This is a genomic window from bacterium, from assembly GCA_004299235.1.
Taxonomy (GTDB): domain Bacteria; phylum Chloroflexota; class Dormibacteria; order Dormibacterales; family Dormibacteraceae; genus SCQL01.
The window spans coordinates 130,563-152,020 of sequence record SCQL01000009.1 but is presented as its reverse complement, the minus strand read 5'-3'; the positions used below and the strand labels follow the sequence as shown (position 1 = coordinate 152,020).

25 protein-coding genes are annotated in these 21,458 nt (G+C 69.5%); 23 read left to right on the top strand and 2 right to left on the bottom strand.

Features of this window, described 5'->3' with window-relative positions:
• The first annotated feature begins 1 nt into the window (after position 1).
• The 17 genes from EPN29_03440 to EPN29_03360 are packed head-to-tail and all read left to right on the top strand — an operon-like array spanning position 2 to position 11,324.
• Positions 2-535 (top strand): hypothetical protein, encoded by a 534-nt coding sequence (locus EPN29_03440; protein ID TAN34430.1) that lies wholly within the window; start codon positions 2-4, stop codon positions 533-535.
• Positions 523-1,599: a 3-dehydroquinate synthase gene (gene aroB / locus EPN29_03435; GenBank protein ID TAN34429.1), complete on the top strand. Its 1,077-nt coding sequence runs from the start codon at positions 523-525 to the stop codon at positions 1,597-1,599. The genes EPN29_03440 and aroB overlap by 13 nt, the downstream gene beginning before the upstream one ends.
• Positions 1,506-2,030, top strand: a complete 525-nt coding sequence (gene aroQ, locus EPN29_03430) for a type II 3-dehydroquinate dehydratase (protein ID TAN34428.1) — start codon at positions 1,506-1,508, stop codon at positions 2,028-2,030. The genes aroB and aroQ overlap by 94 nt, the downstream gene beginning before the upstream one ends.
• Entirely contained in the window at positions 2,014-2,571 is a 558-nt protein-coding gene (efp, locus tag EPN29_03425; protein ID TAN34427.1) for an elongation factor P, read from the top strand. Before aroQ ends, efp begins: the two co-directional genes overlap by 17 nt.
• Before the next feature lie 27 nt (positions 2,572-2,598).
• On the top strand, positions 2,599-2,949 hold the full coding sequence (locus EPN29_03420; protein ID TAN34426.1) for an Asp23/Gls24 family envelope stress response protein: 351 nt from the start codon (positions 2,599-2,601) through the stop codon (positions 2,947-2,949).
• Positions 2,950-2,962: 13 nt separating this feature from the next.
• Entirely contained in the window at positions 2,963-3,367 is a 405-nt protein-coding gene (nusB, locus tag EPN29_03415; GenBank protein TAN34425.1) for a transcription antitermination factor NusB, read from the top strand.
• Positions 3,313-3,573, top strand: coding sequence for an exodeoxyribonuclease VII small subunit (xseB, locus tag EPN29_03410; GenBank protein ID TAN34424.1), 261 nt, complete (start codon positions 3,313-3,315; stop codon positions 3,571-3,573). Before nusB ends, xseB begins: the two co-directional genes overlap by 55 nt.
• Positions 3,570-3,983 carry a divergent PAP2 family protein gene (locus EPN29_03405; GenBank protein TAN34423.1) on the top strand — a complete coding sequence of 138 codons (414 nt, stop codon included), beginning with the start codon at positions 3,570-3,572 and terminating at the stop codon, positions 3,981-3,983. The genes xseB and EPN29_03405 overlap by 4 nt, the downstream gene beginning before the upstream one ends.
• A 10-nt stretch (positions 3,984-3,993) precedes the next feature.
• Entirely contained in the window at positions 3,994-4,713 is a 720-nt protein-coding gene (locus EPN29_03400) for a TlyA family RNA methyltransferase (GenBank protein TAN34422.1), read from the top strand.
• A complete protein-coding gene (locus tag EPN29_03395; GenBank protein ID TAN34421.1) occupies positions 4,710-5,591 on the top strand; it encodes an NAD(+)/NADH kinase in 882 nt (293 codons plus the stop codon). Before EPN29_03400 ends, EPN29_03395 begins: the two co-directional genes overlap by 4 nt.
• Positions 5,447-7,234 carry a DNA repair protein RecN gene (locus tag EPN29_03390; protein TAN34420.1) on the top strand — a complete coding sequence of 596 codons (1,788 nt, stop codon included), beginning with the start codon at positions 5,447-5,449 and terminating at the stop codon, positions 7,232-7,234. Before EPN29_03395 ends, EPN29_03390 begins: the two co-directional genes overlap by 145 nt.
• On the top strand, positions 7,231-7,914 hold the full coding sequence (locus tag EPN29_03385; protein TAN34419.1) for a PIG-L family deacetylase: 684 nt from the start codon (positions 7,231-7,233) through the stop codon (positions 7,912-7,914). Before EPN29_03390 ends, EPN29_03385 begins: the two co-directional genes overlap by 4 nt.
• Positions 7,915-7,956: 42 nt before the next feature.
• Complete coding sequence (locus EPN29_03380; protein ID TAN34418.1) at positions 7,957-8,685, top strand: hypothetical protein; 729 nt, start codon at positions 7,957-7,959, stop codon at positions 8,683-8,685.
• Positions 8,678-9,184 (top strand): SMC-Scp complex subunit ScpB, encoded by a 507-nt coding sequence (gene scpB, locus EPN29_03375; GenBank protein ID TAN34417.1) that lies wholly within the window; start codon positions 8,678-8,680, stop codon positions 9,182-9,184. Before EPN29_03380 ends, scpB begins: the two co-directional genes overlap by 8 nt.
• Entirely contained in the window at positions 9,185-9,967 is a 783-nt protein-coding gene (locus EPN29_03370) for an rRNA pseudouridine synthase (protein TAN34416.1), read from the top strand.
• The gene (gene cmk / locus EPN29_03365) at positions 9,958-10,617 is read left to right on the top strand and encodes a (d)CMP kinase (protein ID TAN34415.1); all 660 of its coding nucleotides are present in this window, start codon (positions 9,958-9,960) and stop codon (positions 10,615-10,617) included. The genes EPN29_03370 and cmk overlap by 10 nt, the downstream gene beginning before the upstream one ends.
• Positions 10,614-11,324, top strand: a complete 711-nt coding sequence (locus EPN29_03360; GenBank protein ID TAN34414.1) for a 1-acyl-sn-glycerol-3-phosphate acyltransferase — start codon at positions 10,614-10,616, stop codon at positions 11,322-11,324. The genes cmk and EPN29_03360 overlap by 4 nt, the downstream gene beginning before the upstream one ends.
• A 33-nt stretch (positions 11,325-11,357) precedes the next feature.
• On the opposite strand, the gene EPN29_03355 is transcribed toward EPN29_03360, so the two are convergent.
• Positions 11,358-12,668: an ATP-binding protein gene (locus tag EPN29_03355; protein ID TAN34413.1), complete on the bottom strand. Its 1,311-nt coding sequence runs from the start codon at positions 12,666-12,668 to the stop codon at positions 11,358-11,360.
• Positions 12,669-12,744: 76 nt separating this feature from the next.
• On the opposite strand from EPN29_03355, the gene EPN29_03350 reads away from it, so the two are divergent.
• Genes EPN29_03350 through EPN29_03325 form a run of 6 tightly spaced genes read left to right on the top strand, consistent with a single transcriptional unit; the run spans position 12,745 to position 20,844 of the window.
• A complete protein-coding gene (locus EPN29_03350) occupies positions 12,745-15,480 on the top strand; it encodes a hypothetical protein (GenBank protein TAN34412.1) in 2,736 nt (911 codons plus the stop codon).
• The gene (gene rsmI, locus EPN29_03345; protein ID TAN34411.1) at positions 15,303-16,157 is read left to right on the top strand and encodes a 16S rRNA (cytidine(1402)-2'-O)-methyltransferase; all 855 of its coding nucleotides are present in this window, start codon (positions 15,303-15,305) and stop codon (positions 16,155-16,157) included. The genes EPN29_03350 and rsmI overlap by 178 nt, the downstream gene beginning before the upstream one ends.
• Positions 16,150-17,898: a methionine--tRNA ligase gene (gene metG, locus EPN29_03340; GenBank protein TAN34410.1), complete on the top strand. Its 1,749-nt coding sequence runs from the start codon at positions 16,150-16,152 to the stop codon at positions 17,896-17,898. The genes rsmI and metG overlap by 8 nt, the downstream gene beginning before the upstream one ends.
• Entirely contained in the window at positions 17,544-18,653 is a 1,110-nt protein-coding gene (locus EPN29_03335) for a TatD family deoxyribonuclease (GenBank protein ID TAN34409.1), read from the top strand. The genes metG and EPN29_03335 overlap by 355 nt, the downstream gene beginning before the upstream one ends.
• A 22-nt stretch (positions 18,654-18,675) precedes the next feature.
• The gene (gene rsmA, locus EPN29_03330; GenBank protein TAN34408.1) at positions 18,676-19,509 is read left to right on the top strand and encodes a ribosomal RNA small subunit methyltransferase A; all 834 of its coding nucleotides are present in this window, start codon (positions 18,676-18,678) and stop codon (positions 19,507-19,509) included.
• Positions 19,510-19,515: 6 nt separating this feature from the next.
• On the top strand, positions 19,516-20,844 hold the full coding sequence (locus EPN29_03325) for an MFS transporter (GenBank protein TAN34407.1): 1,329 nt from the start codon (positions 19,516-19,518) through the stop codon (positions 20,842-20,844).
• On the opposite strand, the gene EPN29_03320 is transcribed toward EPN29_03325, so the two are convergent.
• Complete coding sequence (locus EPN29_03320; protein TAN34406.1) at positions 20,795-21,424, bottom strand: DedA family protein; 630 nt, start codon at positions 21,422-21,424, stop codon at positions 20,795-20,797. The two genes, EPN29_03325 and EPN29_03320, sit on opposite strands and share 50 nt — an antisense overlap.
• Between the last annotated feature and the right edge of the window lie 34 nt (positions 21,425-21,458).

Here is a 21,458-nt window from a genome sequence, read left to right as displayed (position 1 = left end):
CATGCCGTCGAACCCACGGGGCGGGACATCGGCGCTGGCGCGTAAACCGCTCGCGCTGCTCGGCTTCATGGGCTCGGGTAAGACCGTGGTCGGCGCGCTGGTGGCGGCGCGCGCCGGGGCCCGGTTCCACGACCTGGACCTGATGATCGAGCAGGAAGCCGGAATGACCATCGCCGACATCTTCGCCACCAGGACCGAGGCCGCTTTCCGCGCGCTGGAGAAAGAGCTGCTGCCGAAGGCGCTCACGCCAGGTTCAGTCGTAGCGCTGGGCGGGGGCACCTTGATCGACGACGCCAACTGGCGCCTGGTCGCCACTCAATCGATGACCGTCTACCTCGAGGTCCCATTCCAGGCCATGTGGGGGCGAGTCCACGCCCAGAGCGGCAGGCCGCTCATCGCGGGCCGTTCCCGCGACGAGATCGAGGCCCTGTTCGAGCGGCGCCGCCCGCGTTATGAGGAGTCGTCCTGCCGTGTCGACGGCGATCGCCCGGCCGAGGTCGTCGCCGCGGAGGTGATGCGGCTTTGGTGCGGCTGATCCTCGATTCTTCGATGGGCAGCTATCCGGTGCTCATCGGCAGCGACGCCCATCGGGAGCTTCGCGGCGTGATCACCCGGCTGGATCCGAGCGCGGTCGCCATCGTCACCGATACCAATGTCAGGCCCTGGGCGGAGAAGGTCGGCAAGGCGATCAAGCGAGCCGGCCTCAAGACGGCCGTCCATGTGGTGCCGGCCGGCGAGCGCTCGAAATCCCTCTCCCAGCTGCGCGACCTGCTCGCGTTCCTGGAGCGCCAGCGCATCGACCGATCGGGTTGCGTCATCGCCGTCGGCGGCGGGACGATCGGAGACCTGGCCGGTTTGGCGGCGGCGATCTGGCAGCGTGGCGTGCGCCTGGTCGCCGTGCCCACGACGCTGCTCGCGATGGTGGATTCGAGCATCGGCGGCAAGACCGGGATCAACGGGACGCACTCCAAGAACGCGATCGGGGCCTTCTGGCAGCCCGTGGCGGTGGTGTCGGACCTCGCGTGCCTCGACACGCTCCCGCGGGCCAACTACATGGATGCGTTCGCCGAGGTTGTAAAGTACGCCGTGGCCATGGACCGGGGCCTTGCCGACCTCCTGCAAAAGGAACGCCCGCGCCTGCTCGCCGCCGACGATGCGATGCTCGAGCGGGTGGTGTTCCGTTGCGTCACGGCCAAGGGGCTCGTCGTCGCCAAGGACGAGCGCGAGAAAGGGCCGCGGGCGATCCTCAACTACGGCCACACCGCGGGCCACGCGCTGGAGGCGGCCAGCGGCTTTCGCGTCTCGCACGGTCGGGCGGTCGCGTTCGGGATGCGCGTCGCCGCCCGGATCGCGCTCTCCATGGACCTGTGCGGTGAGCGGTTCGTCGAATCGCAGGACGAGCTGCTGACGGCCTATGGGCTGCCCGACAAGACGCCCCACATCGATGCCGCGCAAGTGCTGGCCGCCATCCCGCGCGACAAGAAGGCGCGGCGCGGCAAGGTGGCATGGGTGATGCCGCGGCGCCTGGGTCACGCCGAACCGGGGCACGCGGTGCCGCCGGCGCTCGTCCGGCGAATCGTCACGAAGGCGTTGGCGTGAAGCGCATCGTCGTCGTCAACGGGCCGAACCTGAACCTGCTGGGCAAGCGCGAGCCTCACATCTATGGCACCCGCTCGATGGCCGACCTCACCGAGGCGGTGCGCGCGAAGGCGCGCGCCCTGGGCGTGGAGGTGAGCCTGCTTCAGAGCAACCACGAGGGCGAGATCGTCGACTTCCTGCAGAAGGAGGCGCCGGACTCGCTCGGGATCGTGATCAACCCCGGCGCGCTGTCTCACTACTCGCTGGCGCTTTACGATTGTCTGCAGGCGCTCGCCGTTCCGACCGTCGAAGTCCACCTCTCCAACATCCACGCCCGAGAGGCATTCCGGTCGAAGAGCGTCACCGCGCGGGCCGCCAGAGGCGTGATCACCGGCCTCGGCTTTAAGGGTTACGAGTTAGCCATGGAGTTCTTGATTGATCTCGACCAATGACTTTCGCAACGGCACGATGTTCGAGATGGACGGCCAGCTGCTGGCCATCGTCAGTGTGGAGCACATCAAGCTGGCGCGCGCCGGCGCGGTCATCAAGGCCAAGCTCCGCAACCTGCTCACCGGCTCGATCTTCGAGCAGAGCTTCCGTAGCGGGGACAAGTACAAAGCGGTCCGCATCGACAACAAAGAAGCGACCTACCTGTATGCGGACGGCAGCCACCACCACTTCATGGACACCCAGACCTACGATCAGGTGGCCGTCGACGAGGAGCTGCTGGAGTCGGTGCTTCCGCTGCTGAAGGAGGGCAGCACGGTCTTCCTCCAGCGCTACCAGGAGCGCCTGATCGGCGTCGAGCTGCCCATCAACGTCGAGCTGAAGGTCGTCTCGACGGATCCCGGGTTCAAGGGCGACACCGTTTCCGGGGGCACCAAGCCGGCCGCGCTCGAGACCGGGGCCACGATCCAGGTCCCGCTCTTCATCCAGACCGGCGACCTCATCCGGGTCGACACCCGAACTCAGACCTACATGGAGCGCGTCTAGGGGCTCAGGGCGTAGCATCCCCCTGTCATGGGTGAGAACGGCGCGTTGGGGGCGGTCCGCGTCGCCAACGAGGTGATCGCGAGCATCGCGGCGCTGGCCGCGTGCGAAGTCGAAGGCGTCGAGGGGATGGATGAGGCCGCGGCCCGCCATTTCGGTGACTGGGTGCGACGCCAGGGCGCTCACCGCGGGGTGCGCGTGCACATCGAGGCCGACCGCTCGATCCACCTCGAGGTGTTCATCACCGTCGACTCCCAGGCCAGGCTCGCCGACGTCGCGGCTGCGGTCCAGGGCAACGTCGTCGAGGCGACGGAGCGCATGCTCGGGCTGGAAGTGGGAGAGGTCAACGTCTTCGTCTCCAGCGTCGCCTTCGCCAGCTAGGCCGGCTCGCCTAGTGGGGAAGCGGCATCAGGCCAGGGAGCTGGCGCTCAAAGTGCTGTTCCAGATGGAAGGCTCCGACGACGACCTGCAGGAGGTCCTGAGCTACCACGCCGCCGAGGGGGCGGCAACGGCTGACGTGGCGAATTTCGCCGGCCAGCTGGCGCGGGGCGTGATCGCCAATCGCGAAAGGCTCGATGCCATCCTCAGCGAGGCGTCGGAGCACTGGAAGCTCGGCCAGATGGCGAAGGTGGATCGCGTCATCCTCCGCATCGCCGTTTACGAGATCGCCATCGACCGGCACGTGCCGACCAAGGCCGCCATCAACGAGTCGATCGAGCTGGCCAAGACGTTCTCCGGAGAGGAATCCGGCCGCTTCGTCAACGGCATCCTGGGCCGCGTGGCGGCGACCGCGCCTTGAGCGGGCTTGCAGCCCCCATCGCCGGTTTCGAAGACCTGCTGGCCGCCCTGGAGAGGACGATCGGGCAGCTGGCCGATGGCAGCGCGCCCGTCGATCAGCTCGTCGCCGCGCACCAGCGTGCCGTCAGCCTGCTGGCCGAAGCCGAGGCCCGTCTCGAGGCGCTCAAAGCCAGAGCAGAGCTCTTGACCACGTCGTTGCGCGGGTGAGATTCCTCCTCGCGCCGATCGTCGCCTGGACCATCTGCCAGGCCGCCAAGGTGATCCTGACCTCCATGCGCCAGCGCCGGCTGAACCTCCGCGTGCTGGCTGAGACTGGTGGCATGCCCAGCAGCCATAGCGCCATCGTCATGGGCATGACCGCATCGGTCGGTAAATATTCAGGACTCTCTTCCGCCCCGTTTGCGATCGCCCTTATCTTCTCGTTCGTGGTCATGTACGACGCGGCCGGGCTCCGGCGCGCCGCTGGACGCCAGGCCGCCGTTCTAAACCGGTTGGTCGAGGACCTCGTCAACATGCGGGGGGTGCAGGAGCAGAGGCTGCGGGAGCTCCTGGGCCATACGCCGGTGGAGGTGCTCGTCGGGGCCGCGATCGGCATCGCCGTCGGGCTCCTCCTCTGACGGGCGCGTGATGCCGCGGCTCGACGTGCTGGTGACCAAGGGCGGTTTCGCCGAATCGCGTGAACGTGCCCAGGCCCTGATCCTGGCCGGCAAGGTGCGCGTCGCCGGCGAGACCGTCCGGCGTCCCGACCGCTCGGTTCGCGACGACGCGCCCATCTCGGTGGAGTCCTCGCCGAACTACGCCAGCCGCGGCGCGCTGAAGCTGGCCCCCGCGCTGGAGCGTTTCGCCGTCGACCCCGCGGGCCGGGTGTGCGCGGACATCGGCGCGTCCACCGGCGGGTTCACCGACGTCCTTCTACGGCGCGGGGCGGCCAGGGTGTACGCCATCGACGTCGGTCGCGGGCTGCTCCACTGGCGCCTGCGCCAGGACCCCCGCGTGGTCGTGATCGAGCGGGTCAACGCGCGTGACCTCGACGCCTTTCCCGAGCCGGTCAGTCTGATCGTCATCGACGTCTCGTTCATCAGCCTCGAGAAGGTCATGCCGGCGCTGCGGCGCGCGGCGCCTGACGCGGACGTGGTCGCCCTCTTCAAGCCGCAGTTCGAGGTCGGGCGGTCGGAGGTGGGGAAGGGCGGGATCGTTCGCGACCCGGCCGCCATCGAGGCGGCCCTCAGCAGGTTCCGCGTTTGGTGCGCCGGCAACGGCTACGTCGTGGCGGCCGAGGCGCCTTCGGAGCTGCCGGGCGCCGAGGGCAACCGTGAGATCTTCCTCAGGCTCGCGCCCAGCCGATGAGATCCGAGATGCCGGCCGGATCCCCGGCTCGACCGCCCATGAAGGTCTGCATCCTCCACGGCCCGCGCGCTGAGCAGTCGGTGATCGACCGTGCCTTCACGGCGCTCAGGGAGCGTCAGGTCGAGGCGTGGGAGGCGCATCGCGACGGGCCGGTGAGCGCCCTCGCCGGCCAGCTGAAGGACACGACGCTCGTGCTGACGCTGGGTGGAGACGGGACGTTCCTCGCCGGCGCCCGGCTGGCGGCGCCGCGGCGCCTGGCCATCCTGGGCGTCAACCTGGGACGCCTCGGCTTCCTCACGGAGCTCGAATCCGACCAGCTCGAGGACGGACTGTCCCGATTCCTCGAGGGCGCGTATCGCATCGAGGAACGCACCATCCTGCAGGTGGGGTTGAGCCGCCAGGGCCGCAGCGTGGTGAAGAGCATCGGCCTCAACGAGGTCGTCGTCGACCGCGCGGGCGAGGCCCGCATGCTGCGGGTCGAGATCGAGGTCGGCGGGCAGGAGGTCGGCGTCATCGACGCGGACGGCGTGATGGTCGCCACCGCCACCGGGTCGACGGCCTACGCGCTCGCCAGCGGGGGGCCCATCCTCGAGCCGACGCTGCGCGACCTCGTGCTCGTGCCCATGAACCCATTCGCGCTCACCGTGCGCCCGATCGTCTTTCCGCCGAGACAGGACATCACACTGTCCGTCGTGCGCGGCCCCGCCGAGATGCGAATCGACGGGCGGAGCGGATGGGCGGTGGAGGCGGGCGACATGCTTCGCTGCGGCTCGCATCCCCGGCGCCTCAAGGTCGTTCGCTTCAGCCCGCCGGAGGGTTTCTACCGCCGGCTGGGCGAGAGGCTTGGCTGGGGGCGCCCGCTCGTCCCCATGAAGTAGGTGGCCAGCCACTGATGCTTCGAGAGCTCAGGGTGCACGACCTCGCCCTGGTCGCGGAGTCGCGGGTGCGCTTCGGTCCGGGGCTCAACCTGCTGACCGGCGAGACCGGCAGCGGCAAGTCGCTGATCGTCGACGCCCTCGGCCTCACGCTCGGCGCTCGGGGCGCGGCCGACCAGATACGCCATGGCGCGGACCGCGCGACGGTGGAAGGGGAGTTCGAGTCCGGCGGGACGTCCCTTGTGCTGCAGCGAGAGCTGGGCCGGCGCGGTGCGGCTCGAATCGATGGGCGCCCCGCCAATCCAGGCCAGCTGCGCGAGCTCGGGCGCAACCTGGTCGCGCTGCACGGCCAGCACGAGCACCATGCCCTGCTCGATCCCGACACCCAGACAGACCTGCTGGACGCGTACGCCGGCGCGTTGGAGCTGCGATCGGCGGTGGCCGCATCCCACGGCGCCTGGCTCGCGGCCGTGAACGCGATCCGCGATCTCGAGCAGCTGCGCTCGCGTGGACAGCGCGAGCAGGAGTATCTGCGCTGGCAGCTGGAGGAGCTGCGCGCCGCCGGCCTACGCCCGGCCGAGGACGCGGAGCTGGCGGCGGAGCGGGCGGCCGTGAGGCATGCGGCTCGGCTGGCCGAGCTCGGACATGAAGCAGGGGACGCGCTTCGGGAGGATGGCGTCGCCCGCGCCGCGGCGGCCCTTCGCGCCGCCGCCGATCTGGACCCGCGCTTGACGGAGCAGGCGAGGCGGCTCGGTTCCCTCGAGGAGGACCTCTCCGACGTGGCGGCCGAGGTCCGGCGCTATGGCGAGCTCCTCGATTCCGATCCCGCCAGGCTCGAGGAGATCGAGTCACGCCTCGCCGTGCTCGACGGGGTGAAGCGGAAGTACGGGGGCAGCCTGGAGTCGGCCATCGAAGAGTGCCGCCGGCTCGAGCTGCAGCTCGGCGCGACCGAGGATCTCGGGGCGGCGCTGGCCGCGGCCGGGCATGAGCGGGACCGCTGCCGGGCGGACCTCGAGGCCGCCGCCGATCGGCTGAGCAAGGCCCGGGCCACGGCGGCGCGCCGCATGCAGAAGGCGGTGGCCGCCGAGCTCGAGGGACTCCGCCTCGAGGGCGCGCGCTTCGAGGTCCGCCTCAACCCGCAGAGCGAGATCGGGGCCGCCGGCGCCGAGGCCGCCGAGATGATGTTCTCGGCCAATCCCGGCGAACCGCTGGCGCCGCTGGCTCGGGTCGCGTCCGGCGGCGAGCTGGCGCGCGTCATGCTGGCCGTCAAGACGGTCGGCGCCGACGCCGACCGCATGCCGACGCTCGTCTTCGACGAGGTCGACGCCGGCATCGGCGGGGAGGCCGCGATCCAGGTGGGCCTGCGCCTCAAAGCGCTGGGGTCGCGCCACCAGGTGCTGGTGGTCACCCACCTGGCGCAGATCGCCTCTTTCGCGGACCATCACCTGCTCGTCGAGAAGTTGCCTGGATCCGACGGCCGCAACGTGGTCACCGTGCGTGAGCTGGGCTCTGATGAGGAGCGCGCTCAGGAGCTGGCACGGATGATGAGCGGCGGGGTCACGCCCAAGGCGGTGGCCCGAGCGCACGAGCTGCTGGAGGAGGCGAGGCGGCCGGCTGCGCGCGCCGGGCGCACGGCTCGCTCCTGATCGTGGCGCGCTCCCGACTGTTCACCGGCGCGGAGGACCGCCGCATCAAGCGCGCCCTGTGCATCGTGGCGCACCCGGACGACATCGAGTTCTACTGCGCCGGCACCGTGCTGATGATGACGCGTCGCGGGGTCGCGGTCGATTTCGTGCTGGCCACCTCGGGCGACAAGGGTTCCCGCGACGCGACGAAATCGAGCGCCCAGGTCGCGCGCATTCGCGAGCGCGAGCAGGCGATCGCCGCGGCGGTGCTGGGCGCGAACCGGGTCGCGTTCCTCCGCCACCCGGACGCCGAGCTGGTCGAGAGCCTGGAGCTCCGCGAGGAGTTCGTGCGCGAGATCCGGGCGTCGAAGCCCGATGTCCTGATCACATTCGATCCCGACGGCGGCTACAGGTACCACCCCGACCACAGGGTCGTGGGCCGTGTCGCTCTCGACGCCGCCTGGCCGAGCGCGCGCGACCCGCTGACGCATCCCAGCGCCGGCCCGCCTCACGAGACGGCGGAGGCCTGGTGCTTTGCGGGCAGGCAGCCGACGCTGGAGTCCGACGTGAGCGACGTCTTGGCGGAGAAGATCCAGGCCCGCCTCGCGCACGCCAGCCAGACGCCGAGCCCGGCCGCGCTCAGGCGCCGGTGGAGCGCCATCGCGCGCGTCGAGAGGTTCCACCAGGTGGACCTCCGATAGCCGCCGGCCGGCGCCGGAAGGCGGGGCCTATCCTTAGCCGTCGTGGAACCTTCCCTCGTGGGGCCGCGACTCGGCGTCAAGACGCCGGTGTTCGAAGGCCCGCTGGAGCTTCTTTTAGCCCTGGTCGAGCGCGAGGAGCTGGACATCCTCCAGGTCTCGCTGGCCGCGGTGACGGACGCCTATCTCGCCGAGCTCGCCGCCCGGGAGATCGCCGATGCCCACGAGATGGCCGAGTTCCTCTGGATGGCGGCGCGCCTCCTGCTGCTCAAATCCATCCGCCTGCTGCCCGGCGAGACCCCGACCGAGGAGGAAACCGACCTGCTCGGCTGGGAGGAGGAGGTGAGGCAACGCCTCGAGGAGTACCGCGCCTACAAGCAGATGGCCGGCGAGCTCATGGAGCGCGCGCAGCAGGACTCCTTCTCGTTTCCGCCGCCGGCGCGCCCCATCGAGGCGTCAGGGCAGGAGGAGCCGCTCGAGGTCGAGCTGCTGCTCGTCGCCTTCAACAGCGTCCTCGCCCGCGTCCCTCCGCGGCCGCTGGTCGTCACCGGCCGGACCTGGTCGCTCGAGGAGAAGCTGGAGCTGATCAAGGGCCGCCTGCGGCAGGGCCCGATCGAGCTCGTCGAGCTAATCCTCGAGTCGCAGGACCGCCTCGAGGCTGTGATCACCTTCGTCGCCGTTCTCGAGCTGTTGCGGCGGTCGCTGATCACCGTGCGTCAGAAGGAACGCTTCGGTCCGATTCACGTCGAGTCGAGGACGCCCGCCGATGAGTGACATCTCGGCTGCCCTGGAAGCGATCCTCTTCAGCTCCAACCGGCCCCTCAAGCTGCGCGAGCTGCAGCAGGCCACGGACAGCGATCGCACGGCGGTGGAGCATGCCCTGGAGGAGCTCCGCCAGGCGCTGGAGGGCCGGGGGGTGATGTTGATGAAGCATCACGACGAGTTTCACCTGGCGACTCGGCCTGAGCATGCCGCCGCTGTTCGCCGTGCTCTCCGGCCGGAAGTGTCGGGCAAGCTCTCGCCGGCCGCTTATGAGACGCTGGCCATCGTGGCCTATCAGCAGCCTGTCGCGCGCGCTCGCATCGAGGAGGTGCGCGGCGTCAGCTGCGACAGCGTGCTCACCAACCTGGAGCTGCGCGACCTGATCACTGAGGTCGGGCGCGGCAGCGGGCCCGGCCAGCCGAAGCTTTACGGCACCACCATGAGGTTCCTCCAGGTGATGGGGCTCGAGTCGCTCGATCACCTGCCGACGCCGCGGCTCGAACGCGACTAGGTGAATCCGGCCGGCGACTCAAAACCGCCCCAGGAACGGCTGAACCGCTTCCTCGCGCGTGCCGGCGTGGCCAGCCGGCGAGCCGCGGACCAGCTGATCTCCTCCGGCGTGGTGCGCGTGAACCACGAGCGGCCGCCCGCCGCGGGCCTGCTCATCGACCCGGACCGGGATCGCGTCACCGTCGACGGCCGCGTCGTCAAACCGGTCACCAAGCATCGTTACCTCGTTTTGAACAAGCCCCTCGGGGTGATCACGACGGCCAAAGACGAGTCGGCGCGAACGACGGTTTTGGAAGTGGTCGGCGATGAGGGGAAGGCGGGCCACCGCCTCTTTCCGGTCGGACGCCTGGATGCGGACACCACCGGGCTGCTGCTCCTCACCGATGACGGCGACCTCGCGTTTCGACTCACCCATCCGCGCCACAAGGTGGCCAAGGAGTACATCGCGCTGGTGGTTGGGAACCCGAGCGCAGCCGACCTCCAGACGCTGCGGTCCGGCGTCCAGCTCGACGACGGCATGACCTCTCCGGCGGAGGTCGACGTCCTGCGGTTCACCCCCGGAAGTCGCGACGCGGGCCTCGCCGAGGTGCGAGTCGTGATCCGCGAGGGACGTCACCACCAGGTGCGCCGCATGCTCCACGTGGTTGGGCACAAGGTGCGATCGCTGCGGCGCGTCGCCTTTGGTCCTTTGAAGCTGGGCCGCTTGAAGACCGGCGATTGGCGTGTGCTGGGTGACTCGGAGGTGGCCGCTCTCCGCCGAGCCGTCGAAGGCGGATCCAGGTGATCATCGCCATCGACGGCGGCGTCGCCTCGGGCAAGTCGGCCGTCGGTCGCAGAGTGGCGGGAGCGCTGGGCGTGCCTTTCGTCGACAGCGGTCTCATGTATCGTGCCATCACGAAGCTCGCCGTCCATCGGGGCATCGACCCTCATGACCCGGCCGCGGTGGCCGAGCTCACCCAATCGACCGAGGTGAGCGTGGATGGAGAACGCGTGTGGGCGAATGGGGTCGAGCTGACGGACGGCATCTACGACGCCGACTATGCCGACGCGCTGCCGTTGATCTCAGCCATCCCCGATGTGCGCCAGGCGTTGGTCGAGCAGCAGCGCCGCATGCATCCGTCGGGCCTCGTCATGGCCGGCCGGGACATCGGCACGGTGGTGTTTCCGCACGCCGATCACAAGTTCTTCCTCGTGGCGAGCCTGGACGAAAAAGTCCGCAGGCGAGCGGCTCAGTACGAGCGACGGGGCGAGCGCGCAGACGAAGCGGCGATGCGCAAAGAGGTGGAGGCGCGCGACCGGATGGACGCGGAGCGCCCGGTCGCGCCGCTGCGCCCCGCGGAGGATGCGATCGTCATCGACACCGATCGGCTGGACGTCGACCAGGTGGTCGAGCTCATCCTGCGGCACGTCGCCGGCCGACCGAAGAGCGAATGATCTACGCGTTTCTGCGCTGGGTCATGCGCACCATGACGCAGACCTACCTGGTGGGCCTGTTCAACGTCACGGGGAAAGAGAACGTGCCCCGTCACGGACCGCTGATCATCTGCGCGAATCACTCGGCGACGCTCGACCCACCGATGGTCCCCGCGTTCGTGCCGCGCGCCGACACGTGGAGCATGGCCAAATCGGAGTACTTCACAAAAGGGTTCAACAACTGGATCTTCCGCCGGTACCAAGCATTCCCTGTGGTCCGGCACACCGCCGACCGCGCCGCTCTTCGAACGTCGTTCGACCTGCTCAAGGCGGGTCAGGTCCTGATCATCTATCCAGAAGGCACACGGGTCGAATCAGGAGTCCTGGCCGCGCCTGAGCCGGGAGCGGGGTTCATCGCCCAGAAGGCAGCCTGCCCGGTGTTGCCGGTGGGCCTGACGGGGACCCGCGAGTGCTTCCCGAAGGGAGCGCGCTGGCCGCGTCGAACCCGAGTGAACATCACGTTCGGCAAGCCGATCCTGATCGCGCAGAAGCGACCCGACGGCACGCGGGTGTCGCACGAGGAAGCCTCCGAGGCGATCATGGTCGCGATCGCGGAGCTGCTGCCCGCTCACCAGCGAGGCGCGTTCAGCGACCTCGACCCGCTCCGGCGGCGCCTGTCGGGAGTGAGCACCGCGCTGTCCCCTGCAGATGGGGGTGGGCTGGCGTGAGGGTGAGCCGCCATCCCGCCGGTCGAAAAACGTCTATCCGATCGCCGGACGCGCCCAGTCGTCTTCGGTCAGGCTGCCCAGCGCGGGGTTGAAGCAGGCGTCGAACGCCTCCTTCAGCGTCTGAGGCGTGAGGCGCGGCGGCTCCTGCCGGTAGTTGGCAAGGTCGACCAGGCGCGCGATCAAGGCGCGCGGGTGCGAGCCCCGAAGCGGCTTTTTGCCGTAGAGGTTGTTGAGCAGGTAGCCGATCGCCTTCTCGTCGAACGCCACGCCCTGGCGGTCGCACTCGTAACGGAGGATGCGGCCGAACGCCTCGGGCGAGGGATTGCCGACGCCGATCTTGTAAGCCATGCGGCGGAGGAATGCCTCGTCGACCAGCTCGGTGGGTGAGAGGTTGGTCGAGAACACCACCTGGGCCAGGAACGGGAGCTCGATCTTCCGGCCTGAGGCGGAGAGGTCGAGGTAGTCGACCTTCTTCTCCATCGGCACGATGAACCGGTTGAGGAGGCGCATCGGTGGCACCTCCTGGCGCCCGAAGTCGTCGATGACGAAGACCCCGGCATTGGCCTTCCACTGCAGCGGCGCCTCGTAGTAGCGGTTGGAGGCGTCGTAGGTCAGGTCCAGCTGCTGCAGCTTGAGCTCTCCGCCCGCAACCACCACCGGCCGCTCCACCTTGACCAGGCGTCTGTCGATCGGCTGCTCACCTTCGGCGATCTTGTGATAGACGGGGTCGATCACGCGGATGATCTCGTCACCCACCGCCACCGCGTGCGGGATCTCGATCGGAGCGCCCATCAGGAGCGCCATGCGTTCGGTGATCGTGCTCTTCCCGTTGCCCGGAGCCCCGAAGATGAAGAGCGAGGCGCGAGAGACCATGGCGCCACCGATCTGGTCGATGACGTGCTGCTCGAGCTCCAGCGTGCCGAGCGCCTTCTTGAGCGCTCCATCCGTGACGTTGGCCTTGCCGGTGACCTGCGAGCGGACGAGCCCGAGGTAGTCCTCGAAGTTGATGGGGCATGGGCCGAGGTAGCGGGTCTGCACGGCGGACATCTCGGCGGCGCGCTGCCGCCCGGCGCTCGAGACCGTGTAGTTCATGCGCACCGGGATGGGGCGGCCCTCGACGCCGGCGTCGTTCGAGAACCCCATGGTGTCCATGAGCTGCGACTTCTGGAACTCTTCGATGATCGGCTGGAGCGTTTCGAATGGCAGGCCGAGCCTGGTCTCGATCGCAGCCCCGCTCAGCTGATCGGCGAACGCGATCGTCCGCAGCAGCAGGCTGGCGACGAGGTCCCGCCTGACGTGAAGGTCTTCGAGTCGCTTCGGCGCCTCGATCGCCCCGGTTACCATCGGGCGCAAATATAACAACCGGCGCTCCGGTTCCGATCCCCGCTACCCACCGCCCCACGTAGAATCCGGGACACCGGTGCCGGAATACGCAGCTCTCGACCTCGAGACCACCGGTCTCGATCCGGCCCGAGACAGAGTGATCGAGGTCGGCGCGGTGGCCTTCACTCCCGATCGCGTCAGCACCACCCTCGAGCGGCTGGTCGATCCGGGGCGGGCGGTGCCGGAGACCGTGCTGCGCCTGACCGGCATCAAGCAGGAGGAGCTGCGCGGCGCGGCCAGCGCCCAATCCGCCCTGGGCGAGCTGGCCGAGTTCCTGCGCGGCCGCCAGCCGGTCGGGCACGGCGCCCGCCTCGACGTCGACTTCCTCACCGCGGCCGGCCTCTGGGACCCGGCGCAGGACATCCTCGACACGCTCGATGTGGCGCGCATCCTGCTGCCGTCGGCCGCCAGCCACAGCCTGCCTCTGCTGGCGACCGAGATGGGTTTCACGCAGCCGAGGCCGCACCGTGCGCTGGACGACGCCGACGCCACCCGCCAGCTGCTGCTGCGGTTGCGTGAAGAGGCGGCGGCGCTCGATGAGGCGCTCAAGGAATCGATGCTCGCGCTCGTCGCCCCATACGGCTGGTCGATCGCGCGCTTCTTCGCCGACGCGCTCACGGCGCCGAACCCGGATCCCGTGCCCGCGCCGGCCGAACGCGCGGATTCCGCCGGCCGTCGAGAACCCGCCGATCTACCCCCCGACGACCCGGAGCTGGTGGCCGCGTTGCTCGGACCCGAGGGCCCGCTGGCGGGCGTCCTTCCCGATTACGAGCACCGCGAATCCCAACTGCAGATGCTCTTGGCGGTCGCCCAGATCCAGGCGCGCGGCGGCACTCTTGTCGTCGAGGCCGGCACGGGCACCGGCAAGAGCCTCGCCTACCTGCTGCCCTCGATCGCGCGCGCCGTGCGTCACGGCGAGCGGGCGGTCGTCTCCACCAACACGCACACGCTCCAGGAGCAGCTCATGGGCAAGGACCTGCCGGGGCTGCGCGAATGGCTGCCGTGGGACTTCAAGGCGTGCCTTCTCAAAGGCAGGTCCAACTATGTCTCGCTGCGCCGCTGGCGCCGCTATCTCGCCGAACCGTGCCCGGACCCCGAGGAGCTGCGGTTCAAGCTCAAGATCCTGATCTGGCTGCACACGACCGAAAGCGGCGATCGTTCCGAGCTGCGGCTCCACGGTCGCGAGGAGGTCCTGTGGGCCCGCATCGCCTCCGATCCGCTCGACTGCGTCGGCATCCACTGCACGAAGGAGGACTGCTACGTGCACCGCGCCCGCGCCGAGGCGGAGGCGGCGGACCTGGTGGTGGTCAACCACGCCCTGCTGCTGGCCGACGCCGAGGTGGGGGGCGGGCTGCTGCCGGAGTTCGACCACCTGGTCGTCGACGAGGCCCACCATCTCGAAGAGGCGGCGACGCGCGGCCTGCGCCAGGAGGTGGACGGCCCCGGGCTGCTCGCGCTCATCGACCGGCTGGCGGGCGCCGGCGCGGCCGAGCGTGGCGGCGGCCTGCTCGAGGAGCTGCGGCGGCAGCCGCACCTCGGCGCGTCGGAGGACGCCCTCGGCCAGGCGGTACCGCTCAGCCTGTCGGCGGGCGCGCGCGTCCGTGAGCTGTTCGCCTCGGCGGCGGGCTGGATCGGGGCGCGGCTCGGCGACTCCGAGCGCAGGGACGACTCGCTGCGCCTCACGCCCGTGCTACGCGAGGACGAAGGCTGGCTGCCGATCCGGCTCGCCGGCGAGAACGCGGTGACCGCCCTGGCCGCCCTGGACGGCGCTCTGCGGCGTGCCGTCGGCGCCTCGCGTGAGTGGCTGGGGGGCGCCGAACCGGACCAGGGCGTGCGCGAGCTGGAGATCATCAGGGGCCGCCTGCAGGGAGCGACGGCGCTGCTCGACGAGGCGCTGCTGACACCGGACCCCAATCGCGTCCACTGGTTCACCCTGATCGCGCGCACCGAGAACCTGGTGCTGCGCGCGGCCCCCGTCAACGTCGGCTCCTTGCTTCGTGAGCGGGTTTACGCGGAGCGGCGATCGACCGTGTTCACGTCGGCCACCCTTGCCGTCGGCGGCAGCTTCAGCTACTTCCGTTCGCGGGTCGGCCTCGACACCGAGATCGAGGAGCTGATCCTGCCGTCCCCGTTCGACTTCCTCCACCAGGCGCTCGTCTGCCTGCCCACCGACTTCCCGTTTCCCGAGCACGAAGGCTTCGACCGCCGGGTCGAAGAGGTCGTCGCCGCGGTGGCACGACGGGTCGGCGGCCGCACGCTCGTGCTCTTCACCTCGCATCGTCAGCTTCGCGACGTGCACGCGGCCCTCAAGCATCGGGTCGACCTCGACGAGGTCCTCATCCTCGGCCAGGGAATCGACGGCCAGCGGCGCCAGCTGCTCAAGACTTTCGAGGAGGCCGAGCGACCGCTGCTGCTCGGCACGGCGACCTTCTGGGAAGGCATAGACGTGCCGGGTGAGCGGCTGAGCTGCGTGATCATGGTGCGGCTGCCGTTTCCGGTCCCGACCGAGCCGGTCTACGCCGCACGCGCGGAGCAGGTGCGCGAGCCGTTCACCCAGCTGGCTCTGCCCCAGGCCGCGTTGAAGCTCAAGCAGGGATTCGGCCGCCTGATCCGCCGTTCCACGGATCGTGGAGCGGTGGTCATCCTCGACCACCGGATCCTCGGCCGCGACTACGGCAAGGCCTTCCTCGACGTCCTGCCGCCGGCGTCGCGCTTCGTCGGGCCCGCCGGCGAGATCGCGGACCGGGTCGGCCGCTGGCTCGACCGCGCGTGAGCCGCCTGTTCGTCGTGGCCACTCCAATCGGCAACCTCGAAGACGTCTCGGCTCGCGCGCTGCGAGTCCTGGCCGAGGTGGGCGCCATCGCGGCCGAGGACACGCGCGTCACGGCACGGCTGCTCGGCCGCCACGGCATCCGCAAGCCACTGATCAGCTATCGCGCCCCGGTCGAACGGCGCGGACTGCCCCGCGTGCTGGCCGCCCTCGACGAGCACGACGTCGCGCTGGTCAGCGACGCCGGCACGCCGAGCGTGTCGGACCCGGGCCAAGTGCTGGTCACCGCCGCCTGGGAGGCGGGTCACACCGTCGTGCCGATCCCGGGACCGAGCTCCGTCACCGCGGCGCTTTCGATTGCCGGTTATGGCGGACCCGGGTTCAGCTTCCTCGGCTACCTGCCACGCAAGCCGGGGGAGATGCGCCGCCTGCTCGCCACGTTGATCGACGATCCGCGACCCGCGGTCGCGTTCGAATCCCCGTACCGCGCGCGTAAGTCGCTGGCGCTGCTCGCCGAGGTCCTGCCCGACCGTCAGCTCACCCTCGCGCGAGAGCTCACCAAACTGCACGAACAGCTGCTGCGCGGCACGGCCGCCGAGGTGGGCGCCGCGCTCGGCGACAACGTGCGTGGTGAAATTACCCTGGTCATCAGTGGCAAAGCCCGAACCCCGCGTGCCTGAAAAAATCCTCATCGCCGTCGCCTGGCCGTACGCGAGCGGCCCGCGACACCTCGGACATGTGTCCAGCATCGGCGTGCCGCCGGACATCTTTGCGCGCTATCACCGCCTGCGCGGCAACGAGGTGCTGATGGTCAGCGGCACCGATGACCACGGCACGCCGATCACGACCGAGGCGGACCGCGAAGGCATCTCCCCGGCGGAGGTGGTCAGGCGCTACCACGACGTCATCGTCGGCGACCTGAAAAACCTCGGCGTGACCCACGACCTCTTCACGCAGACGTCCACCGCCAACCACCACCGCGTCGTCCAGGGCCTGTTCTCGACGCTCTACGAAAAGGGCTACATCGTCGCGCGGATGAGCATCGGCGCCATCTCACCGAGCACCGGGCGCACCCTGCCCGACCGCTATCTCGAGGGCACCTGTCCCATCTGCGGCTTCAAGGACGCACGTGGCGACCAGTGCGAGAACTGCGGCAACCAGCTGGATGCCGTGGATCTCATCGATCCCCGCTCGAAGGTCAACGGCGAGGTGCCCGAGTTCCGCGAGACCGAGCACCTGTACCTCGAGCTGCCGGCGTTCGCCGACGAGCTGCGGGATTGGATCGCCAAGCAGGACCAATGGCGGCCCAACGTGCGGGCGTTCGCCGCCAACTTCGTCTCGGAGCTCAAGCCGCGAGCCATCACCCGCGACATCGACTGGGGCGTGCCGATCCCGCTGCCGCGCTGGAAGGACCTCGACATGAAGCGCCTGTACGTGTGGTTCGACGCGGTGGTGGGTTATCTGTCCGCCAGCGTCGAGTGGGCGTCGGTCCACGACGATCCCGACGCCTGGAAGCGGTGGTGGAAGGACGCCGGCGCTCGCCACTACTACTTCATGGGCAAGGACAACATCATCTTCCACACCATCATCTGGCCGGCGATGCTGCTGGGCGCGGGCGACCTCAACCTGCCCTACGACATCGTCGCGACCGAGAACCTCAACATGGAGGGCAACAAGTTCAGCCGCAGCCGGCGGGTCGGGATCTGGGTCGGCGACTTTCTTTCGCGCTACGACCCGGACCCGCTTCGCTACTACCTCGCGATCGCGGGACCGGAGACGCAGGACACCGACTTCACCTGGTCGGAGTTCGTGCGCCGCAACAACGACGAGCTGGTCGGCACGTGGGGCAACCTCGTCCACCGGACGCTGGTCAACGCCCATCGGAACTTCGGCGAGGTGCCACCGGCCGGCGACCTCACGCCGCGGGACCGCGAGGTGCTGGCGGCGGTCGAGTCGGGATTCGACTCCGTCGGCGAGCTCTTCGATGGGGCGCGCTTCAAAGCCGGCGTGACCGAGGCTATGCGCCTGGCGGCCCTGGTCAACCAGTACCTCGGCGAGGAGCAGCCGTGGCACACGATCAAGACGGACCGGGAGCGTGCCGGGACGGTGCTTCACGTCGCGCTGCGCTGCGTCGACAATCTGAAGGTGCTCTTCACACCGGTGCTGCCGTTCACCTCGCAGCGCCTGCACGAGATGCTCGGCCACGACGGGGTCATCGCGCCGCAACCCGAGGTCCGCGAGTACGTGGAGGACGGTCGATCACACTCGGTGCTCGCGGGCGAGTATGCGCACGAAGCGGCCTGGAAGCCGACCGGCTTGGCGGCCGGCCAGAAGCTCCGCACCCCGCAGGCGCTCTACAAGAAGCTGGACGAGAAGGTCGTCGACGAAGAGCTGGCGCGGATGGAAGGAGCTTCCACGTAGCCCTTCACTTCGTCGATACGCACCTCCACCTCGAGGAGCTTGGAGAGTCGCGGGAGGTGGTGGAGCAGGCCGGCGCCGCCGGCGTGACGCGGCTGATCGCCATGGGCGTGGACCTCGACCGAAGCCGCGCGGCGGTCGCGCTGGCGCGCCGGCATCCGGAGGTTTGGGCCGGGGTCGGGCACTATCCGACGGAAGCCTGCGACCCGGACCTGGACGCCCTGCGCGAGCTGGCGTCGGACGAGCGCGTCGTGGTCATCGGGGAGGTGGGCCTGGATTTCGAAGCGGCGGACGGCCCTCCGCACGAAGTCCAGGTGGCTCGCCTGCATCAGCTGTTCGCGCTGGCGGTGGAGCTCGACCTTCCGGTTTCGATCCACAACCGCGGCGCCAACACCGAGCTCCTGCAGGCGATGACCGCTCACCCAGGCCTTCGCGGTGCCATGCACTACTTCGCGCTCGGATGGGAGTGGGCCGAGCGCTTCCTGGCCCTCGGCTTTGCTCTCTCATTCGCCGGCCTCGTGACCCGGCCCAGCCGTCACGCCCTGCGCGACGTAGCCAAGCGGTGTCCGGCCGACCGTCTCCTCCTCGAGACCGACTCGCCTTTCGGCAACGCGCAAAAGCGCATGGGGGTGCCCAACCGGCCGGCGTATCTGATCGACACCGCCGAGCTCGTGGCCGAGCTGCGCGGGGTCACCCTGGCGCAGCTCGCGGACCAGGAGAGCGCGAACGCGCTCGCGCTGTTCCGCAGGATGCGGTGAGCCCGCCGCCGCGGGCTAGCCGGTGATCGACCCGGCGGACCCCGGCCAGCTGACGCGGCTGCTCCAGCGTCATCGAATCGATCGCAAGCACAGCTTCGGTCAGAACTTCCTGGTCGATGCCGCGGTGCGTGACGCGGTCGCGGAGGCGGCGCGCATCACATCGGAGGATGACGTGCTCGAAGTCGGTGCGGGGGTCGGGACGCTGACCCTGGCGCTCGCACCGCGATGCCGCCGCCTGCTGGCGGTCGAGCTCGACCGGCGGCTGTTGCCGGCGCTGCGCGAGGTCGTCGCGACGCACGCCAACGTCGAGGTCGCGCAGGCCGACATCCTCAAGTTCGATGCGCGCGCGAGCTTCCCGGACGGGGGAGAGGTCGTCGCCGGAAACATTCCGTACAACATCACCGGCGCTTTGATCCGCAAGCTGCTCGACCGCGCGCCGCGACCGCGCCGGCTCTCGCTGGTCGTCCAGAAGGAGGTGGCGGAGCGGTGGACCGCGGCTGGCGGCGCCAGCCTCGCCACCGTCGCCGTCCAGGTCTTCGCGGAGCCGCGGATCGCCTTCACGATCCCGGCGTCGGCCTTCGATCCACCGCCGCGCGTCGATTCAGCCCTGGCCGTTCTCGAAGTGCGCGACCGGCCCGCTGTCGACGTGCCCGACCTTGACGCCTTCTTCCGTCTCGTCGAAGCCGTCTTCCAGTTCCGGCGGAAGCAGCTCGGAGGGGCGCTCGGAAGAACGAGCGGTCTCGGCAGCACCGAAGCCGGCAGGCGTCTTCACGAGCTGGGCATCGATCCCCAACGCCGGCCGCAGACGCTCAGCCTGGGCGAGTGGGAAGGGATCAACCGCGTGTTCGGCGGCTAATCTTCAGTGTCCGTGGAAGTCCCGTTCCGGTTCGATGTCGAAGGTCCAGGCGGCTTTCGGGCGGTGTTGCGTCACACCGCGTTTCGAAACATCTGGTTCGCGCAGCTGGCCGCGCAGCTCGCCGACAAGTTCCTGCTCTTCTCGCTGATCATCCTTGCGTACCACATCTCCGGCGGCAGCACGCCCGTGGCCGTGACGCTCCTCGCCTACACGGTGCCGGCCGTCCTGTTCGCGCCGCCCGCGGGCGTCATCGCCGACCGGTTGAACCGCAAGCAGATCATGCTGTGGTGCAACCTCGGCCGCGCCGCGGCGGTGGCCCTGATCCCGCTGGCCGCGCTCGTGCCGGGCCTGCGGGGCGACTTCCTGCATCTGCTGCTGATCACGCTTGTCTTCTCCGCGGTCGGCCAGCTGTTCGGTCCCGCCGAGGCGGCGGTGATCCCGACCATCCTGCCGCGCTCGGCGCTCATCACCGCCAACTCGATGGCGCTGCTGACCATGGTGCTGACGCTGGTCGTCGGCGGTGCGCTGGCGCCGATCCTGTCCAGGATCGATCTCTATGCGCCCTACTGGTTCGCGGTCGTTCTCCTGGTCATCGCCGGGACGCTGATCTTCGCGTCCGACATCCCGCCGCTGCAGCGGACCACCGAGCCCCCGGTGTCGGCGAGTCGAAGCCGCTTCCACCACATGCTCATCGACCTCAAAGAGGGCGTCGATGCCCTGCGCGCGTCCCGCGGCCTGCTCCTGGCGTTCGGCCAGGTGAGCATCGCGGTCCTGGTGCTCTTCATGCTGTTCACGCTGGCGCCGGCCTACGTCAGCAGGGTCATCGGCATCGCGGCCCAGGACACGTACGTGATCCTCGGCCCGGCCACGGCGGGGGCGATCCTCAGCGCGGTGCTGCTCGGCCAGTTCGTCCGGCACTTCGACCGATCGCGGCTGCTGGCCGGGTCGCTGGTCGCCAACGGGTTGACGATGCTCGCGCTGGCCGCGGTACCCCAGGCGATGACCCAGTTCCCCGACCTGCAGGTGCACCGCCGGATCACCGGCGCCGCCTTCAGCTTCCTCCTCGGCGTCGAGTTCGGCGCGATCATGATCCCCGCGGTCACCTACCTGATGGAATCCACCAGCGATGAGATCCGAGGCCGCGTCTTCGCGCTCCTCTACATGGTCATCAACGGCGTGACCGCGCTGCCGGTGCTGGTCGCCGCCGCGCTCTCGGACACCATCGGCACCGCGCACGTCATCGGCGGCATGGGAGGGCTGCTGGTCGCGGGGGGGCTGGCGATCGTCATTGCCTGGCGGCGCGGCGTCGAGCCACAAGCACGATCGCCGCAATGAGGACGGCCAGGACCAGGCCGCCGATGCCGAGGTCGCGGACGATCGCCTCGAGCAGGCCGAGGTTGCTGCCGAGCGCGTAACCGGCGATGCCGATGACGGTGGCCCAGCCCAGCCCGCCCAACGCGCTGAAGAGCTGAAATCGCCAGAACGGCATGCGCGCCATGCCGGCGAGCATCGACCCCCAGGTCCGCAGCCCGAGCACGAATCGGGCCGCGATGATCGCCCTGTCGCCATGCCGCGCAAAGAACTGCTCGGACTGCGCGATGTGCTCCGGGCGGATGCGAAAGATGCGGCCGAAACGTTCCACGAACGGCCTGCCGCCCCGATAGCCGAGGTAGTAACCGAGATCGGCGCCGGCGGTCGCGCCGGCAAAGGCGAAGAGGATGACGAGGACGAGCGAGTGGTGGCGTGCGGCGGCCCAGGCGGCGGCTGCCAGCAGGAGCGCCTCGCCCGGGAACGGTACGCCGGCGCTCTCGATGAGGATGCCGAGCCCGGCGGCGGGATAGCCGATCGCGTCCACGATGGCGGTGGGATTCATGGCCTCACCGACCGGCCGGCAGGCGAGGGTAGGGCGGGGCACTGGGTTGGGGGGATCTAGGTTGGCTCACAGTCGT

Excerpts from the sequence above, each read along its gene's own strand:
- EPN29_03390 (TAN34420.1), top strand. The coding sequence starts at position 5,447 with ATGGGCGGTGGAGGCGGGCGACATGCTTCGCTGCGGCTCGCATCCCCG.
- EPN29_03355 (TAN34413.1), bottom strand. The coding sequence starts at position 12,668 with ATGGTAACCGGGGCGATCGAGGCGCCGAAGCGACTCGAAGACCTTCAC.
- scpB (TAN34417.1), top strand. The coding sequence starts at position 8,678 with ATGAGTGACATCTCGGCTGCCCTGGAAGCGATCCTCTTCAGCTCCAAC.
- EPN29_03360 (TAN34414.1), top strand. The coding sequence starts at position 10,614 with ATGATCTACGCGTTTCTGCGCTGGGTCATGCGCACCATGACGCAGACC.
- EPN29_03400 (TAN34422.1), top strand. The coding sequence starts at position 3,994 with ATGCCGCGGCTCGACGTGCTGGTGACCAAGGGCGGTTTCGCCGAATCG.
- EPN29_03420 (TAN34426.1), top strand. The coding sequence starts at position 2,599 with ATGGGTGAGAACGGCGCGTTGGGGGCGGTCCGCGTCGCCAACGAGGTG.
- aroQ (TAN34428.1), top strand. The coding sequence starts at position 1,506 with ATGGGTGATGCCGCGGCGCCTGGGTCACGCCGAACCGGGGCACGCGGT.
- EPN29_03395 (TAN34421.1), top strand. The coding sequence starts at position 4,710 with ATGAGATCCGAGATGCCGGCCGGATCCCCGGCTCGACCGCCCATGAAG.
- EPN29_03440 (TAN34430.1), top strand. The coding sequence starts at position 2 with ATGCCGTCGAACCCACGGGGCGGGACATCGGCGCTGGCGCGTAAACCG.